Origin of the sequence: Streptomyces sp. So13.3 (assembly GCF_005860785.2) — a bacterium.
Classification (GTDB): Bacteria; Actinomycetota; Actinomycetes; order Streptomycetales; family Streptomycetaceae; genus Actinacidiphila; species Actinacidiphila fildesensis.
The window spans coordinates 6,434,645-6,452,806 of record NZ_CP048835.1 but is presented as its reverse complement, the minus strand read 5'-3'; the positions used below and the strand labels follow the sequence as shown (position 1 = coordinate 6,452,806).

14 protein-coding genes are annotated in these 18,162 nt (G+C 64.5%); 8 read left to right on the top strand and 6 right to left on the bottom strand.

The genetic code is table 11. The features are described from left to right. The first annotated feature begins 145 nt into the window (after positions 1-145). Positions 146-6,322 (top strand): RHS repeat-associated core domain-containing protein, encoded by a 6,177-nt coding sequence (locus C8250_RS28995; protein WP_138357331.1) that lies wholly within the window; start codon positions 146-148, stop codon positions 6,320-6,322. A gap of 1,005 nt (positions 6,323-7,327) precedes the next feature. After that, on the top strand, positions 7,328-7,672 hold the full coding sequence (locus tag C8250_RS43750; protein WP_244809432.1) for a hypothetical protein: 345 nt from the start codon (positions 7,328-7,330) through the stop codon (positions 7,670-7,672). A gap of 38 nt (positions 7,673-7,710) precedes the next feature. On the opposite strand, the gene C8250_RS28985 is transcribed toward C8250_RS43750, so the two are convergent. The 3 genes from C8250_RS28985 to C8250_RS28975 all read right to left on the bottom strand — a co-directional run bounded on the left by C8250_RS28985 (position 7,711) and on the right by C8250_RS28975 (position 9,145). Next, on the bottom strand, positions 7,711-7,968 hold the full coding sequence (locus tag C8250_RS28985; protein WP_138357330.1) for a hypothetical protein: 258 nt from the start codon (positions 7,966-7,968) through the stop codon (positions 7,711-7,713). Between the two features lie 50 nt (positions 7,969-8,018). Continuing rightward, positions 8,019-8,204, bottom strand: a complete 186-nt coding sequence (locus tag C8250_RS28980) for a hypothetical protein (protein WP_138357329.1) — start codon at positions 8,202-8,204, stop codon at positions 8,019-8,021. 560 nt (positions 8,205-8,764) lie between these two features. Further along, on the bottom strand, positions 8,765-9,145 hold the full coding sequence (locus tag C8250_RS28975) for a hypothetical protein (RefSeq protein ID WP_138357328.1): 381 nt from the start codon (positions 9,143-9,145) through the stop codon (positions 8,765-8,767). Between the two features lie 327 nt (positions 9,146-9,472). Here C8250_RS28975 and C8250_RS28970 point away from each other — a divergent pair, with 327 nt between their 5' ends. After that, positions 9,473-9,889 carry an Asp23/Gls24 family envelope stress response protein gene (locus C8250_RS28970; RefSeq protein WP_244809861.1) on the top strand — a complete coding sequence of 139 codons (417 nt, stop codon included), beginning with the start codon at positions 9,473-9,475 and terminating at the stop codon, positions 9,887-9,889. 123 nt (positions 9,890-10,012) lie between these two features. On the opposite strand, the gene C8250_RS28965 is transcribed toward C8250_RS28970, so the two are convergent. The 3 genes from C8250_RS28965 to C8250_RS28950 form a co-directional block, all read right to left on the bottom strand. Beyond that, positions 10,013-10,378, bottom strand: a complete 366-nt coding sequence (locus C8250_RS28965; RefSeq protein WP_138357326.1) for a hypothetical protein — start codon at positions 10,376-10,378, stop codon at positions 10,013-10,015. Between the two features lie 375 nt (positions 10,379-10,753). Beyond that, a complete protein-coding gene (locus tag C8250_RS28960; RefSeq protein WP_138357325.1) occupies positions 10,754-10,945 on the bottom strand; it encodes a DUF6381 family protein in 192 nt (63 codons plus the stop codon). Positions 10,946-12,192: 1,247 nt separating this feature from the next. After that, a complete protein-coding gene (locus C8250_RS28950; protein ID WP_138359693.1) occupies positions 12,193-12,942 on the bottom strand; it encodes a transposase family protein in 750 nt (249 codons plus the stop codon). A 347-nt stretch (positions 12,943-13,289) separates the two neighbouring features. Here C8250_RS28950 and C8250_RS28945 point away from each other — a divergent pair, with 347 nt between their 5' ends. From C8250_RS28945 to C8250_RS28925, 5 genes are all read left to right on the top strand, one after another. Continuing rightward, positions 13,290-14,819: a hypothetical protein gene (locus C8250_RS28945; RefSeq protein ID WP_138359637.1), complete on the top strand. Its 1,530-nt coding sequence runs from the start codon at positions 13,290-13,292 to the stop codon at positions 14,817-14,819. Between the two features lie 137 nt (positions 14,820-14,956). Next, on the top strand, positions 14,957-15,706 hold the full coding sequence (locus tag C8250_RS28940) for a transposase family protein (protein WP_138359693.1): 750 nt from the start codon (positions 14,957-14,959) through the stop codon (positions 15,704-15,706). A 124-nt stretch (positions 15,707-15,830) separates the two neighbouring features. Next, the gene (locus C8250_RS28935; RefSeq protein ID WP_138355925.1) at positions 15,831-16,226 is read left to right on the top strand and encodes a hypothetical protein; all 396 of its coding nucleotides are present in this window, start codon (positions 15,831-15,833) and stop codon (positions 16,224-16,226) included. Positions 16,227-16,424: 198 nt separating this feature from the next. Then, positions 16,425-16,850 carry a hypothetical protein gene (locus C8250_RS28930; protein WP_138355926.1) on the top strand — a complete coding sequence of 142 codons (426 nt, stop codon included), beginning with the start codon at positions 16,425-16,427 and terminating at the stop codon, positions 16,848-16,850. A 490-nt stretch (positions 16,851-17,340) separates the two neighbouring features. Continuing rightward, a complete protein-coding gene (locus C8250_RS28925) occupies positions 17,341-18,138 on the top strand; it encodes a hypothetical protein (protein ID WP_138355927.1) in 798 nt (265 codons plus the stop codon). Positions 18,139-18,162 lie beyond the last annotated feature (24 nt).

Sequence of the window (18,162 nt, the reverse complement as noted above, 5' to 3'; positions counted from 1 at the left end):
GTTCGCGTGAGTGGCCCAACTCATGGGCCTGGAAAGACAGTAGGGACATATGAGAGCCAGAGGGATGAGGGCTTGGCGTGGGAGCGCCTGGCCCAATCCGGGGGGTACGTGGACGCGGCGCATAGCCGTGTCAGTGGCGGTCGCCATGGCCGTCACCGTGCTGGACGGCGCCAGCGGGGCGGTAGCCGCGCCGCAGAAGCCAACTCCGCAGCCGGCTGGCCACTACGCGACGACAGCGGCGGACATTCCGTCCGCGCGGGTCGCGGCACGGTTGTCGGGCCAACAGGTAGAAGCCCTGTCGGAGCGGTCGGAGACGTCCACCACGTGGGTAAACGCGAACGGGTCGTTGACGACGGAGTTGTCGGCCGGCCCGATCCGTTTCAAGGACAACGGGCAGTGGCGTCCGGTCGATCTAGATCTGGTGCAGGGCAGCGACGGCAGCATCGCGCCCAAGGCCCATCCCAGGGGCCTGAAGCTGGCTGGCGAGGGCGGGGTCAGCGCACGTTCGCTGGCCGATGCTGGCAGTGCGCCTGCGCGTGACCTGGTCACTCTGGGTGCGGGTGACCAGCAGATTGCGTTGCAGTGGAAGGGGGGCCTGCCCAAGCCCGCACTGAGCGGGAACCGTGCCACTTACGTCAACGCGGTTCCGGGTGCGAATGTAGTGGTCGAGGCCACCCGTACTGGCTTCGAGCAGTACGTCGACATCGCCCAACGGCCTGCCGCCGGAGGTTTCGCCTACACGCTGCCGCTGAAGACCAAGGGCCTGACAGTAAAGCAGCTTGCCGACGGCAGCTTGCAGTTCGCTGACGGCAAGAACAATAAGCAGGCCGTGATGCCCGCCCCCACCATGTGGGACGCGCAGATCGATCCCGTCTCCGGCGAGCACACTCATCAGGCCTCGGTGGCGTTGAAGGTCGTCGCGCACAAGGGCTCGGTCGACCTGGTCTTCACTCCTGACGCCAAGTTCCTGGCGGACCCCGCGACGAAGTTTCCCGTGACAGTGGACCCTTCCACTGCAACTCTCGGGAACGTTTTCGACACATACGCCCAACAGGGCGTGACAGTCGATGAGTCTGCGGACACCGAGCTTGACCTCGGCAACCCAGGCACCACGAACACCGACGGCACTCCGCGTACAGCGCGGTCTTTCATCACCTGGAACACTGCGCCGATCGCGGATGCCCTGGTCTCCAGCGCGACGCTGAGCCTGTGGGACTTCCACGCGGGCAACAACGTCGACTGCAAGCCGTACCCGTGGGAGGTGTGGGACGTCGACAAGGCCTCCACCTCCACCCGCTGGCCCGCGCAGCCGGTCTGGCACACCAAGTCCGCCACCTCGACGGAGACCCGCGGCAACCCGTCGTGCACCGCAGCACCCGACGGATGGATCAACGCCGACGTCACCACCCTCGCCCAGACGTGGGCATCGCTCAAAAGCGCCACGTCCGGCATGGGCTTGCGAGCTTCAAGCGAGACGGTGGTTGCGCAGTGGAAGCGGGTGAATTCCGCCAACGCCGCGACAAACCCGCCGAAACTGACCGTAACCTACAACTACCGCCCGCGCACCGGCACCGACCAGCAGGCCGGACCGCCGTACTTCAAGGACACTGCGGGCACCTGGCAGGTCAACACCCTGACCCCCACGCTGCGCGACACCTTCGCCGACCCGAACAATGACAAGGTCGACGGCACCTTTCAGATCTTCGACAACACCACCGGCACCCAGGTCGGCAACCTCCTGGTCTCCCCGTACGTACCCGCGGGGCAACCTGCGTCGGTGACCGTGCCCGCCGGGGTATTGACCAACGGCAAGACCTACAAGTTCCGCACCAACTCATACGACGGCACGCACTACAACCTCGGTTGGTCGCCGTACGCACTGTTCACCGTCGATACCTCCGCCCCTTCCGCACCCACGTCCGTGACTTCGACGGACTACCCGAGCAACGCCTGGGTGAAGGGCGTAGGGCAAGCCGGCAACTTCACCATCAACCCGCCAGCCGGGGACCAAAACGGCGTCGAGTGGTCACTGGACGGTGCCACTTGGACCAAGATCGTCACTGGCGGCAGCACCACTGCGGTCACCGCGACGATCAAGCCAACGAAAGCTGGCACGAATACTCTCCAGGTCCGGTCGACAGACAGGGCGGAAAACAAGTCGGAGGCGGTCAACTACGTCTTCCACGTCGGCCCTGGGGGCGTTACCTCTCCTGACGACGGGACACATGCCGCCGCGCGCATTCCGTTGGTCGCCGAGGCTGACGGCACCAAGTATGACAAAGTCACCTTCTCCTGGCGACGAGGCGACGCGGACGCCTGGACCGCGATTCCCGTCACCGACGTGACCAACGCGGGCCAGCCAGTCAGCTCTTGGCCAGTTGGCCTCACCGCCGGCAAGAGCCCCCAACTCGCCTGGAACGCCGCCTCCACCGTAAACCCGGACGGAGCAGTGCAACTGCGCGCCGACCTGAGCGGTCCGGCAAATGCCAACGCGTCCTCGGATGCCGTCAACGTCGTCGTGGACCGAAACGCGGACGGTGCAGCCAGCCAGGACATCGGCCCTGGGTCACTCAACCTATTGACCGGCAGCTACACGCTCTCCAGCACCGATGTGTCGGTATTCGATATGACCGTCACTCGTAGCGCGTCGTCGCGCTCTCCTCAAGCTGGTGCAGCTATCGCTGGCCAGGCGCCGATCTTCGGCAAGGAATGGCTCTACGGGACCGCAGCCGATCAGGCATCCACGCCGTTCTCATTTCTGCACAAGACCTCACCCACGTCGCTGAGTATCAGCCGGGCGGGCGACGACACCCAGCTGCACTTCACGGCGAACACGGCAAACACCGGGTGGGTTCCCGAGCAAGGCGCCGAGGGGTACACGCTCACTGGCGGTTTCTCTTCCAACTTCACCGTGAAATCCGCGGTTGGAGAGGTCACCACGTTCACTCCTGTCGGAGCGAACGCGACCACCTGGCAGCCGTACACCTCCTATCTCGACGGGGTGAGCGATTCCACAACCACCACCGTTTCGGAGACCCTGACCCTGGGCGGGACCACGACGGTCCGACCCAAGAAGATCATTGCGGCGACATCCGCAGTGGCCGCATCGGTGTGTGAGGCCAATCCCACGGTCAAGGGATGCCGGGTTCTAGAGTTTGTATACGCGTCCTCTACCACTGCCACGGGTACGGTTTTTGGTGACTTCAAGGACCAGGTCAGTTCCGTGCAGCTCTGGGCGACCGCACCCGGCGCGGCAGCGGGTATTGCAACCACGATCGCGCGGTACGCGTACGACGATTCTGGTCGACTCCGGGAAGTCTGGGACCCGCGGGTCTCACCTGCGTTGAAGACTTCCTACGCCTATGACAGTGCGGGCCGGGCCACGTCCCTCACTCCCCCTGGCCAGCTCCCCTGGACCTTTGTCTACGGTCAGGTCGGTTCCAGCCCGACCTCTGGGGCTGGCATGCTGCTCGACGCCTCCCGCCCCACCCTCACACCTGGCAGTGCCTCTCAGACCAACGGCACAGCCACCACGAGCGTCGTTTACGGTGTACCTCTGACGGGATCGACCGCGCCCCAGGACCTCGGCGCTCAAGCCACCGCGTCGTGGGGACAGACGGACCTTCCGACTGACGCGACGGCGCTATTTCCCGCTGATCAGGTTCCTGCTACGCATGACGGCACATCGCTCACGGCAGCCGACTACCAACGTGCTGGCATCCACTACCTGAATGCCTCGGGTCGCGAGGTCAACCAGGTCACGCCTGGGAACCACATTGCGGTGACCGAATACGACTCATTCGGCCACACCATAAGGTCGCTGGCCGCCAGTAACCGGGAACTTGCGCTGGGTTCCACCCCAGCACAGATGAACCAGCTCACGGACTTGGGCATTAACGCCTTGGGCATCCCAGAGCGAGCCCAGTTGCTTTCCACCACTTCGGTCTTCAACGCCACTGGTACGCAAGAGACCCACACGTACGGACCGCTGCACACCATCACTCTGGCCGCCAACCTGGTTAGAGGGAGCACCACGGTAGCAACAGCCGGAAGCCGGATGGCCTCCCGCGAGCACACCGTCAGAGAATACGATGTCGGCCGTCCGACCGACGGCACGGCAGCGGTAAGGGACCAGGTCACCAAGGAGACGAAGGGCGCCCAGCCCCGGTCGGAACCCGACCTGATGGCCGATCCGCGAGTGACCTCGACCGGATACGACTGGGTCATCGGTCTGGCTACCAGTACGACCCAGGACCCGGGCGGTCTGGCCATCACCACCACAACTGCCTATGACGCACGAGGACGGACCAACAAGTCCACTCAGGCAGCATCCGCCGGCAATGACGCCGGGACGATGATAACGACCTACTACTCCGCTAGTGGCACTGGCCTGTGCGCCGGCAAACCGGAGTGGGCAGACCTGGTCTGTCAGACCGCTCCTGCCGGAGCCATCACCGGGGGCGGATCAAACCCGTCCCAGCTGCCCACCAAAACCAACGAGTACAACCAGTACGGGCAGGTGACCAAGGCCACCGATACCGCGAACGGCATCACTCGTACGACCACGACCGGGTACGACGGAGCTGGCCGCCCCACGACCGTTGCCGTCGCCGGTGGTTCCGGTATAGCGGTACCGACGGTGACAACCTCGTACGACAGCGCCACCGGCTTGGCATTCCAGCAAACCTCCACCAGCGGGACGATCACCAAAGCATTCGACCAGCTCGGACGTCAGCGCTCCTACACCGATGCGGACGGCGGCTTGACCTCCGCCGAGTTCGATTCGTTGGACCGCATCTCGAAGGTCGCCGACAGCGTCCCATCGACGACGACCTTCACCTACGACACATCAATCGACCCGCGCGGGCTGGCCACGACAGTCTCCGACTCAGTAGCGGGCACTTTCACCGCTCGCTATGACGCCGAGGGGGCTCTGACCACCGAGACCTTGCCTGGTGGGTACACCATGGCTGAGGAGCAAGACCCGGTCGGGGCAGTCATCAGCCGGGTATACACCCGCAACAGTGACGGAACCGTGGTCCTGGCCGACAACGTCGCCACCACGGTGCACGGACAATGGGCCACCCACAGCGGCTCTCCCGGCGTCACTGCGTCACAGGCATTCAGCTACGACAAGGCCGGACGTCTGAGCGAGGTACAGGACACCAGCACCGCCGCCATCTGCACCACCCGTAGCTATACCTTCGACAAGAACACCAACCGCAAGTCCGTCGCCTCGGCGACTGCTGCGGTCAACGCCGACTGCTCGCCGACCGGGGGCACATCCACCCCCTACACCTATGACAGCGCGGACCGGCTGGTCAACTCAGGCTATGGGTACGACGCCTTCGGCCGCACCACCTCCGCGCCTGGCGCCACACTGGCGTACTTCACCAATGACATGGTCCAGCAGGAGACCTTCGGTACGCAGCGCCAGACCTGGGCTATGGATTCTGCCCTGCGGTTCCGTTCCTGGACCACTGAGGCGAACAACGCCGGCACCTGGACGCAGACCGGTTCCAAGATCAACCACTATGACTCCGACGGTGACAACCCGCGGTGGATCATCGAGGACACCGCCACCGGGGCATTGACCCGCAACGTGCGGGGCCTCGATGGCAACCTGGCTGCTACCACCACCAAAACCGGCGGCGCGGTACTTCAACTGACCAACCTGCACGGCGACGTCGCCCTGCAACTCCCGCTCGACACCGCAGTAGCCCCCGTGGTCCTGGACTCCGACGAGTACGGCAACCCGCGGTCCGGCCAAGCGGCCACACGCTACGACTGGCTCGGGGGTAAACAGCGCTCAGGTGACACGCCGAGTGGACTCACCCTCATGGGGGCCCGCCTCTACGACCCAACCTCGGGCCGCTTCCTGTCCGCCGATCCCGTCTACGGCGGCAACGCCAATTCGTACGAATACTGCACTGGAGACCCGGTCGGTTGTACTGACCTGTCCGGCTGCACCTCGGTGAAGCGCTGCGGTATCACCTATCCGGTATCCACCGGATGGTTTCCCGTCAAGATCTATGGCTACTACGGCCCGGGTGACTGGATGAGGCCGCCCCCCTGGCTCTACCGAGCGATCGTCACCTTCGCGTTCAGGGGCTTCATCACGGATGTGCGCACGCGCTTCCGGATGATCCTTCTGCGACAGTGGCGTTGCCATAACCGGCACTACCAGGAGAGACTCGCCTGGCAGGTCCAAGTGCAGGGCCGCATCACCTTCGGTTACGGGTGGTTCAGTTACAACCAGACCACACCCTGGCTGTACACCAACATGTACTACTGGATCGGACCCGTTTGGACCTACTCATGAGCCGAAGCAGAACAACCGACCAAGTGCTTCTCTGGATCTGCGTTGCTGGGGCCGTGTTTCCCCTCACCGCAATCCCCGCTGCACTAATCGGACAACCCCACCGCTGGTTTCTGGCGCTCGCATTTCTCGCGCAATCCGCAGCCTTCGCTACTGGGGTTCGGTATTTCGCAGGCAGGCGCCGCGCCGCCCGCAGTGCACAGTGATGTGGTGACACCTCGGCGCTAGGTTCGTTGTCTCCGAGAGCCCCCGTGGCCGCGCGGAGAACAACCTCCGAGCTCCGATCCTTGGCCCCGCCTCATACGAGGCGGGGCCAAGGCCTTTTTACGACAGTGAGTGGGCCATTGGGAGAGGCAATGACCTCCTTCCTTTACGGCGGATCGCCAGCGGTGTACGACACCCCAACTTGCTCTCACTTGGCACCCTCATCTGGACACCACTCACACTTCATGACGGCTGCACCGTTGTGGATGCATCTCATGTCCACTTATCCGCCCGTCCGCGAAGCTGCTGGAAATGACGTATCTCAACTTGCAACAAGCCGAGGGTCTTTCCATATGGGTTCTCCAAGTCGTACTGTGATTGAGCTTCCTCTCTAAAGAGGTGCTCCATGCAGCGACCGAGACAGCTCATGCGCCGGGTGCGATGCGGCGGGTCATCTTGAGAACCCCCACGATCGACCTCTATGAAGTGCTTGGTATTCCACTGGATGCCGACCAGGCCACGATCCGCCGGGCGTATCGGCGTCGCGTGCGAGCGGCGCATCCGGACAGCCGGCCCCAGGACAGGGCTGGCCAAGCGCACGAGGAGACGGCCCTCCTAAACCTGGCATTTGAGACCCTGAGCGAGCCCTGGCAACGCGCTGACTACAACGCGCAGCGGCCAGCAGCAACGGGACCCGCGGTCGCGCCAGTAGTCCGTCCAGCTGCTCAGGCCTCCATGAGGACAGTCAGGCCTGAGCGCCAGTCGCCGCCTGGCAGACGCAGGGGTGGCCGGTTGCTCGGGCTCTTGGCCGTGGTGCTGTTGATGGTGGTCGTCGGCGTACTGCTGCGAACCACCGGGCAGGCGCCGCAGCCCGCGTATGTCTTGGTGCCGGGCCAGGTTGCAGGCCACCGTCTGGATCTGGACGCGTACTGCGGCGGCGATGGTGCGTGGCTACCGGGGCAAGAGGCGAGTGGCGACGTCACTGGGCGACAGGTGTACGCGACCAACGCGGCTTTCACCTGGTCCTGCGGTCAGGACGGTCCGAAACTGTCGCGGCGTGACTTCGACGCGGTCTGTCAGCAGCAGAATCCGGGATCCGCGGCGTGGGTCGCCGACCCCGACGATGCGTATTCGTGGGCGTGCCGGTGATTCCTGGCCACGACTAACCTGTCGCTGCGTGCAGCTGGCTACGGTTTCATGTTGGCAATCTGCTTCAGTCGCCTCAACGATGCCATTGCCTTCCGCTCAATCTCGGGGTCCTTCGCGAGTACTTGTCGGCGATGCTCGATGACGTTATCGATAGCAACCCTCCGGCCCGCGAAGTAGTACGACGAGAGAACCGCACGGTCATGCTCGCTAAGCTCGCTTAAATACTTCGGATGAAATCCAAGCAGATCCTCCACGAGGGAAACGGTGTCGGTGTATTCTTGAGATGATTCATGCATGTTGGAATTATAATCCGATGCGGCATAAAATGCATCAGACGGATTGACGGTCAGGTGTGCAGCTTTTCGATCGTCACACTGCCATCCGCTTCCTTGATTCCGGCCCATGCATCGGTGTGATTGTCATCGCCGTGCGGGTTTTCGATCTGGCCCGCGCTCTGGACTGTCGCCTCTTCGCCAGGCTCGGCATCAGCCAAGATCGACTCAAGCTGCCGCTGCGCTTCTTCAGGGCTCATCGATGTTACCTCCGACACCCGGGCGACTGACTACTCATGGTAGCGGACGAGTCACTCTTAAGCACTGAGCCTGCTTGGTCTGGCTCGGAACAGGTCAATGCTCGTCTTCTGCGCCACAGGGCGGGCTCCGTGAGCCTTCCGGCACCTCGGGTGCAAGCGAAGGGCTTGATTGGATGTGGTCGATGCAAGGCTTCAGCTCAACGAGGCTGGAACGGATGAGACCGTCGGTGGTCGCGGACGTGCGGGGCCTCATGGCGTCCCTCCTCTAGCAACGCGCCAGGCGCAGGATGCGTTGCGACAAGAGGGTTCGAGCGGTCGGCTAATCGCCGCGAATGGGTTATCGGAACCGCCGTTGCGCTGATCGTCGGGGTCGGTGCGATCCTCACGTCCCACTTACTCTTCGCCTTTTGAGGGGGCCCGACACTCGAAGACCGGGTCTTCCTCAGGTGAACAGTCGAGCGGACGCAGAGGAGTTGCGGCTCAGCACGATAGGAGCGCCGCATGGCGGGGCGCGGTCTGGACGCCGGCCCCCGATGTTGACGCTGCCAGCCCGATGCTCTTCACCGGGCCCCGTCGTCGGGCTGGTGCGAATCTGGTTGGCCTTGGGTGCGGTGCCAAGACATGGCCTGCTGTATCTCCGCAGCCCTCAGCCCCGTGGTGTCAGCGAGTTGGTCCAGGGTGGTGTCCTGCGGGGCGGTGATCAATGCGCGGGCGATTTGCCAGGCCCACAATTCCTCGTCGATGAAGGGCCGCTGCCGGTATTCCTCCTGTAGCGCCGCTAGGTGCGCGGCTGAGCAGCCGATGACCAGGCGCTTTCCGTCCTTGCTCGGGTCGCGGGCATGGACAGCTGAGGAGTCCAGAACTAGGCCGACGGCGCCGCCCTCGTCCCATATCCGACCGCACCAGTCGCACAACTTCGCCGTTCCCCCGATGTCCTCCATGCCGCCATTGTCGGCTCTCGTGGGAGGGCTAGCCCCGTACCGGGCGTCATTCGGTAGGTTGGCCAATCCCCGTGGGCCTGTGCGGCGACCAGGTGACATGGGCAGGGCAAGCGTCCGTGACGCCAGAGATGATCTGCGGCCGGCGCGACCGGGCCCCCAACGAGCGGGTCCGACCACGAGCGGGTACGACCACGAGCGGGTACGAGTAGGAGTGTGTCCGATACTTTCGCGGGCGTTTCTGGCCCGCCTGGATCGAGGAGGTGGCTTCCCGTGACGGAGGCGACCAGCGCAGCCAAGAGCGATCCTCACGCCTCTGGCGCGACGCCCTTGCAGGGCAAGGCCGGAGCGGACGCGGCTGCGGCAACCCGGGGCAGGACCACCATCGCGGACGGCGTGATGGAGAAGATCGCTGGGATGGCGGCGCGGGAGGTGCCGGGTGTCCACGCTCTGGGCGGTGGCTTCGCCCGCACCATCGGCGCGGTACGCGGCATGGTCCCCGGCGGACGCGCGGGCGTCACCCGTGGGGTCAAGGTCGAGGTCGGCGAGATCCAGACCGCCATCGACCTCGCGGCCGTCGTGGAATACGGGGTCGCGATCGCCGATCTCGCGGCAGGGGTCCGTGAGAACGTCATCGCAGCAGTCGAACGGATGACGGGTCTGGAAGTCGTCGAGGTGAACATCGCCGTCAACGACGTCCACCTGCCCGACGAGGACGAGACGGCGACCGAAGGACGCGTGCAGTAGTCAGCCATCCGCCCGCTCCGCCAAAGGGCGCATCTCTCCGGTGAGCCGGCGTCGGTCTGCGGTGATCACATACCGCCGTCGCAAGGGCTGGCGGATGGGGTGATGCTGCTGCCCGCGACGGAGCTATCCGCCCTGCGCCTTGATGTGGTCGATGACCTCGGTGAACTCCTTCGTCGGCGAGAAGTCGACGTACTCGCAATCGTTGAGCGCTTCCGGGGCATGCCCCGGCGGCCAGTAGAAAGCCTGTCCCGCCTCGTAGATGTCGTCCCCGTGCGGCGTTCGCATCTTGAGCCGCCCCTTGAGCAGATACCCCCAGTGGGGGCACTGGCACAGATCGCCCGGCAAACCCTTAAGAGCCGGCGCCAAGTCCGCACCCTGTGGAAGCCGCACGAACGAGACGGACATGTCTCCCCCGACTTCCTGCACACGCAGCTCCACGCCGCCGCCCTCGATCACGACAGGAACATCGTTCCGCGTCGTCGCCGTCATGGACCCTCCTCATCGAGATCGCCCTTGTCCTTCTTCTAGCTTGGGCCTTACGGCCGTCCGTCGCGACATGGGAGAAGCTGGGCAACTGTCCTATGCCGTCCAGCCCCTCGACGGATGGGGTGATCACCGCAGACCGACGCCATCGGGTTTTCGGTCCGACCGGAGAGATATGCCCCCTGGCGGAGCAGGCGGCCGGCGGCTGGCTACTGCCCGGCCATGCCGCGCACAAACCGCGAGGAATGGGAGACCAATCCATGACCCCGCGCGGGAGCGAGGTCATGCCCCGGGGCACCGGGTGCATCGTTGTGGAGGAAACCGTGTGCCGAGCTCGGCTGGCATCCGAAGGGACGGGGACGCCAGCCGGTACACCGCGGGTTACACCATAGGGTCGAGATCGCGGCCGGCCATGCTGGTCTCCTGCTCGCTCTGCGCGTTGAGCCGACGTGCCTTGTCTGTCAGCCGCTGCCGGAGTTCCGGATCGGTGGCACGCTCTGCGGCCTCCTCCAGCTCCTGCGCCTTCTGGCGCATCTGTCGGATCCGGCCGCCGGTCTCGCCTGCATCGCTCATCGTAATCATCACTCCTTTGTGACGGGAGGAACGGGCCCCACCAGGGAAGCATCGCCCCCGACCCCGCGCACGTCGAATCTAGCGACGACCTGGAAGACAAGAATCGCGAGGAGCCGACCGCCTGACGCCAGCTGTGGCTACGGGAGCGCTCGTTTCATCGCTCTGCATGACGAGCTGGCCGCCCATGGATCGGGCCGCGTCGGCGGGTGCACCCCTACGCGGGCATCGATCCAGGCCGGTGGCGTCTCTCACTCCATCCAGGGATATCGCCGCACCTGCATTTGCTGCTAAGCCTAGGTATGCGCACTAACTCATGCCCCGTGCCCGCCTCGGTCCGTCCGTGCCGCAGACAGCCCCCTCGTGGGTGCGCTCATCGACGACCTCGCCCAGGTCGCTGACCCCGCTGCCCTGTTTCTGTTGCGCAGCGAACTGCGCAACGACCTGTCTTCCAGGCGCGGGCGTGGGCCGGCCCCGACCATCACAGCCGCAGGACGTGGCCTGTCGTTGATCGCACGGTAGACAAGAAACGCTATCTACCAGCGTCGGGCAAGCGTGGCCGCCGGGTCCAGGCCATCAGGAGCCACGCGCCGTTGACAAGAGTGGCCGTCCACGCGCCTGCGAAAGCCCAGAGGATTGCTGGGGTGGGCGTGTGGATCCCCGCGACGGCAAGCGAAACCGATGCGGTCACCAGCGTCAACAGGACCACGAGCTGCCACCAGGCGCTCCGGGAGCGCCCTTCCAAGCGGCGTACGCGGCGATGAAGCCGCCGGTCCTGGCACAGGTCAGATTCCAGCTCTTCCAGGGCCCGCCGTTCCTGCTCCGTCAGCCCGTCCATCGCCGCTGCCTCGCTCTCGCCAGTACCTCTGACATACCCGCGGTGCGTGACTTCCAGTATCCCTCTGCCCCGCCCCACGAGCAGGTCGGCAGCCACAGCTGGGCCCGGCGCCTACCTACGGCTCCCGCGAACACCGAGCCGTCGGCACCGCGCTCGTCACTTCGGACCCATCCATCGGCGCCTGGCCGACGAAAGTGCCCCAGAACGCTTCAGCAAGGGCGTTTCTGTCTATGAAGTGATGCGGACGTGCTCCGCTGTCACCCTCCACCCTCTGAGATGGCGGAGCCCGCCGACCGCCGCCCGAAGGTTGGGCTGCGGGTATGCAGGCCGGCGGGGGCGGCAGGTGGCTCTGGGCCGCCGTACCCGCCCAAGCCCCTCGCCGTGCCAGCCGCCATGCGTGGACTGAGCATTTTCAGCGTTGCCTCTCCAGGGTGAGGACTGCCTTGGCGATTGACGTCATTCGATTTGGGCTGCATCGCGATCTTCGGAAGATTCGCCAGGACTTGAGTAGTGCCATACCGCGTTCGACGGGCGCCCGCGACGCGGCCAGTGCCCGGTTGACCGTCCGTTCTGTCGGGGTCAGCTGGCCGCCGGGCGGGCGTCTGCGCCCGGTGGTTACCCAAGGTCCGGCGCCCGTATAGGCGCGGTCGGCCAGGATGGGGACGCCCTGGAGTTCGCAGATCCGGATGATCCGGTGAGTACGGGCAGCGGTCAGGTCGTGGCACCGGCCCGGCAGGGCCGGAGAGATCCACAGCACCTGCCCGGCCGTGTCGGTCACGACCTGCACGTTCACACCGTGGCGACGATGCTTGTGCGAGTAGTCGGTCCGGCCGTCGCCCACCCGGTGGCACTCGGCGAGCGTCCCGTCGAGCAAGACGTACTCGGGCTCGTAGTCGCGCAGAACTTTCAGCAGGCCGGGTGCCCGGGCGGCCAGGAGGTCGATCACCGCCGTGGTGTAGGCGTAGGCGGTGCCGACCGAGATGCCAAAGCCGGCCGCTATCTGGGCCAGGGTGTCGTGCTTGCGCAGGTACACCAGAGCGACGAGCGCGCGTTGGTGCGGCGGAAGCTTGCAGCGGCGGTCACCCTCGCGAGTGACGATGAGCATGGTGACCCACTCGACCAGCGCATGAGGCAGGTCGAGTGCGGCAGGATAGGGAACCAACGAGACACCTGCGCTGATGAGTTGAGACGTCGAACACCTCCCTCAACGGCACGGGTGCCTCGTGCGTTGCGGCCAATCTGGCCGTCACCCCATCGGTGGCCACTCTGAAAATGCTCACTGGGTGGCCACACTGAAAACACTCACTGAGGTGCAAGTTCTATTGGGATCTGAGCGCGCCTCAAAAGAATCTACAAGGCGCGGCATGATCGGCTACTCATTGCCGGTCACTTAGTCATTGACTTTGAGCTGCGAAGCCCCCAGCGTAGGTAGGCTCGGTAGATTGCCGATGGCACCTAGTTAGGGGCGATATGTCGATACGACCGACGCGCAAGGGGCTCGCGTTACTCGTGAGCCTGCTGTTAGGGATCGGCTTCTTCATAGCCTTGCCCGTCACGCCGCTGACGCAACACATGCAGTCAGCAAGCGCCACTACGAACAACCCCAGCTTCAGCAATTCATTAGTCGCTAGGGCGGGCACTGCAGAAGTTGGAACCTCGCGAACAACCGGCTGGAACATGCCAGGCGAGTGCATCAAGAGCGTTCAGCGCTGGGTTGCGGCTGCTGGAGGCTACTTTGGCCCAGGTGGCACCATTTCCAGTTACATCAATTCTCCTGCCACCGAGGTTACGAGTGCTACGGCGACTGTCGGCGATGTTGTGCAGTACAGCAACAATGCAAACGACAATGACTGGAGCCAAGCGCATACAGTCGTTATCACGGCCGTGCTCGGCGGCGGGCACTTCAGTATCGTTCAGGCTAACGTTCCTGAAGGAAGTGGCCTGGTTAGCGCTGCCAGTAACTGGGCGCCAACACCAGCTGCGGGTTGGGCTACGCGCTATTGGCGTTTTGGTACTGCCGCCACTTCCCCGCCTGCACCTGTAGCGGTCACACAGCATGTGTATGCTGGAACTGCGAGCGGCGGTATCAACGAAACCTATTGGGGCAACGGCAACTCGCTGACTACATCACAGCTGGCTAACGTAGGCTCGGCCGTAACCAGCACGTCATCCTTCCTTACCAGGAGCGGAAGCAGCGTTACCCAGCATGTTTTCGATGGCACCAGCACTGGTGCCATCCACGAGACGTACTGGGGCGGTGGCAACTCACTAACCAGTTACCAGCTTGCCAATATCGGCACTCCGATCACCAGCATTTCCGCCGCCGTCACCTCCAATGGCGTGTACCACGTCTTTAGCGCCACGGCTTCCGGCGCCATCTGGGAAACGTATTGGGGTGGCGGCAGTAGCCTCACTACCTACCGGCTTGCCAACGCTGGGGCTGGGACCACCAGCATCTGGTTCACAGTCACTGCGAACGGCACCTACCACGTCTTCAGTGGGACATCCTCCGGCACCATTTGGGAGACGTATTGGGGTGGTGGCAACTCGCTTACCAGCTACCAGCTCTCCGGCGTCACCTCATCCATATCGAGCATCTCGTTCCGGGTGACATCTGACGGTACCTACCACATCTTTAGTGGCACTACGGCCGGCACCATTTGGGAAACGTATTGGGGTGGCGGCAATAGCCTCACGACGTACCAGTTGGCCAGCGTTGGCTCGCCTGTGACTGGTATTGCATTCCAGGTGACGGCCGACGGTACCTCCCACGTCTTCAGCGGTACTTCTGCCGGAACGGTGTGGGAGACCTATTGGAGTGGCGGCAACTCGCTAACTAGCTCGCAAGTAGGCAGTGTTGGTAGCCCTGTGACTGGGGTGGCATCCGCGGTGACGCCCGATGGCGTTATACACGTCTACAGCGGCACCTCCGCTGGAACGGTGTACGAAACATACTGGGGTGGTGGCAACAGCCTCACCACGTCTCAGGTTGGCAATGTCGGTTCGGCGGTTGCCAGCATCACCTCGCAGTACGCGTAGCAGGGGCGTTTCAAAGTCAGTGAGCATTTTCAGAGTGGCCACCGATGGGGTGACGGCCAGATTGGCCGCAACGCACGAGGCACCCGTGCCGTTGAGGGAGGTGTTCGACGTCTCAACTCATCAGCGCAGGTGTCTCGTTGGTTCCCTATCCTGCCGCACTCGACCTGCCTCATGCGCTGGTCGAGTGGGTCACCATGCTCATCGTCACTCGCGAGGGTGACCGCCGCTGCAAGCTTCCGCCGCACCAACGCGCGCTCGTCGCTCTGGTGTACCTGCGCAAGCACGACACCCTGGCCCAGATAGCGGCCGGCTTTGGCATCTCGGTCGGCACCGCCTACGCCTACACCACGGCGGTGATCGACCTCCTGGCCGCCCGGGCACCCGGCCTGCTGAAAGTTCTGCGCGACTACGAGCCCGAGTACGTCTTGCTCGACGGGACGCTCGCCGAGTGCCACCGGGTGGGCGACGGCCGGACCGACTACTCGCACAAGCATCGTCGCCACGGTGTGAACGTGCAGGTCGTGACCGACACGGCCGGGCAGGTGCTGTGGATCTCTCCGGCCCTGCCGGGCCGGTGCCACGACCTGACCGCTGCCCGTACTCACCGGATCATCCGGATCTGCGAACTCCAGGGCGTCCCCATCCTGGCCGACCGCGCCTATACGGGCGCCGGACCTTGGGTAACCACCGGGCGCAGACGCCCGCCCGGCGGCCAGCTGACCCCGACAGAACGGACGGTCAACCGGGCACTGGCCGCGTCGCGGGCGCCCGTCGAACGCGGTATGGCACTACTCAAGTCCTGGCGAATCTTCCGAAGATCGCGATGCAGCCCAAATCGAATGACGTCAATCGCCAAGGCAGTCCTCACCCTGGAGAGGCAACGCTGAAAATGCTCACTGACTCAAGCCCTGACAGCCATCCATCGGAGCCGCTGAGCGACGGCACTTCGGGGCGCCCACTCCCCGCTTGGCCTCCTGCCGTCACAATCCGGTGACTGGGTAGGTGAAGGCCATGGCTGACAGTGACAGCGTAGGAGACAGTGGAGGACCGCCGGAATTGTGCGACTGGTGCGGTCGGACCTGGCGCAACGGCGTCTTGGCCTTGGTGCGCGATTCTTCGGCCGTTCACGCCCACGACCCCGGCAAGGACGGAAAACGTCTGATCGTCGCCTGCTCAGCCCTGCACCTCGCGCAGCTTCAAGAGGAGTACCGGCAGCGGCCATTCATCAACGAAGAGCTCTGGGCCTGGCAGATCGTGCGTGCCCTGACCGGCGTAGCAACCGGCGCAACCGTCGACCTGATCGCCTTCGCGACCGGACTGATCGTCCCGCAGATCCACCGGGCCATCGCTTGGCGCAATGAACAACTCCTCCATCCCAGCGACCCACCCAACAACGAAGCGCAATAACGCCGTTAACGCCACAGAACCGCTCGATCCGGGACATTCAGCTCCAATCAGGCAGGCTCTGCGCCGCGCCGGGCGTCACAGCACCACGAATCCGTTCGGGCGACCCTGCGGCGCGTGGGTGGCCGTCCGCCCACCATCGACTCCCACAGTGGACCCGGGCCGGACCCGGCCGCCGTACACAAGGGACGGGACACGCGAGTGACAGTGACCAGCGAGAGCGCGACAGGACTGGAGCTGGCCGAGAGCCTTCTGCAGGGGGCGGGCAACGAGCAGATGCGGGCGGCCACCCGGCTGTTGGGCGCCTACCGGGACGGCTACTGGCTGCACCGCTTCGCCGAGGACCAAGAGCTCATGACCGCGGTCCAACAGCCGCTGATTGACATCTCGGCCCCACAACCGTCGGTCGACGGGGACGCCGTCGGATTCCTGATGTTCACCACCGGCTGGGGACGCCGGGCCTCGCGTAGCGAACTGGCCGTGCTGGAGATCGCCGCATCCCTGGTGAGCCGGTGCGCCGTCCAGCTCGGGCAGGCGATTGGCGCCCTGGACGACGCCGAGTTCCGCTTGATTCTGCGAGCGATCGAGGACGCCGCCAGCGGCGAGGCCCGTCGGCGGGAGCTGTAAGGCTGTCGCACACCGGTGCAGTCCAGGGTTCAGCGCTGAACAGGTTCCTCATTCCACGCCTGCGACCGGGCGGTCAGCCCCCGATGGCTGAGGTCGTTCGTGCTGTGGCAGCGACCTACACGGACATCACAGCCCAGTCGTGCCGCGCACAGATGCTTCACGCTGGTCCGCCCGTCCGACGGGAAAGCGTTTTGGTTAATCATCTTGCATAAATAGAGAGGAAAATGTCAAAAGAGAAACGTAAGCGACGCGCGCAGCGTTTCAATGATTCATGTTCCTCTCGTACTGGTTGAAGTCTTGACGGCTTCCTTGCCTGCTGCGATCGTCAGCGAACCGCATGAAAAGCGGAATGCGCCTGAACAGGGCATTCTTCAACTCGGAAGAAGACGGTCGGATGCGCCTTACGTACCACTCTCTGGTAATACCCGTTCTCGCCCTGTCCGTCAGCGTTTTGGGATTGAGCCCGGCCGAGGCCGAGGCTCCCGCGACCGTGACAGCATCCACGGCTGCCACCGCTCTGTCGGACGTGCCCGGCCTGTTGGCCGCGTCCGACACGGTCACCGCGACCACGGATGCGGATTCCGCTTCCATCAGCAGCGTCGCGGGAACCACGCTCGACATCCCCAAGGACGCCGCAGACCCCGTCAGCATCGGCATCGGGAACGGCCCCAAGGTCAGCATCGAGCTGCCGAACACCGAGTCGGCCGGCCCCGCCAGGACGGTCGCCCCCGGAACGGTGGTCTACCCCTCCACCGGCGGGGCCGCCAATGCCGTCCAAGCCACCGAAGACGGTGGCGTCCGCATGATGACCGTCATCGACAGTGCCTCCGCGCCAACCGACTACGCCTACAAGATGTCGGTCCCCGGCGGAAGCCACGTTGAGATCACCGCAGACGGTGCAGCCGCGGTTCTCGACCAGGACGGCCAGCTCATCACCGCAGTGGACCCCGCCTGGGCAAAAGACGCCAACGGCACCGCGGTAAAGACGTCCTTCAGCACCGACGGCACGACGCTGACGCAGCACGTCGACCACGCAGTGCCCGGCGTCGCCTACCCCGTCGTCGCGGATCCGTTCTGGAACATCATGGGCAACTACGTCGGCTGCATCTTCGGCGTCGGCGTGCCCGTCGGCCTGGCCATCGCGATTGCCCTCTACCCGCCGTCATGGTCCTTCCTGATCCGATCGGCGGCCAGCATCGGAGCCTCCGGCAGAGTCCCTGCCATCGGGGCCGTCATGTGGTACCTCAACGCCGTGCACGCCCGCTGCGCAGCCTTCATACGCAGTTGAGCGGTTTCTGACTGACACCAGGCA

Coding starts and splice junctions, on each gene's coding strand:
- C8250_RS28985 (WP_138357330.1), bottom strand. CDS start 7,968: ATGCATGAATCATCTCAAGAATACACCGACACCGTTTCCCTCGTGGAG.
- C8250_RS28980 (WP_138357329.1), bottom strand. CDS start 8,204: ATGAGCCCTGAAGAAGCGCAGCGGCAGCTTGAGTCGATCTTGGCTGAT.
- C8250_RS28995 (WP_138357331.1), top strand. CDS start 146: ATGGCCGTCACCGTGCTGGACGGCGCCAGCGGGGCGGTAGCCGCGCCG.
- C8250_RS28975 (WP_138357328.1), bottom strand. CDS start 9,145: ATGGAGGACATCGGGGGAACGGCGAAGTTGTGCGACTGGTGCGGTCGG.
- C8250_RS28935 (WP_138355925.1), top strand. CDS start 15,831: ATGGCTGACAGTGACAGCGTAGGAGACAGTGGAGGACCGCCGGAATTG.
- C8250_RS28965 (WP_138357326.1), bottom strand. CDS start 10,378: ATGACGGCGACGACGCGGAACGATGTTCCTGTCGTGATCGAGGGCGGC.
- C8250_RS28960 (WP_138357325.1), bottom strand. CDS start 10,945: ATGAGCGATGCAGGCGAGACCGGCGGCCGGATCCGACAGATGCGCCAG.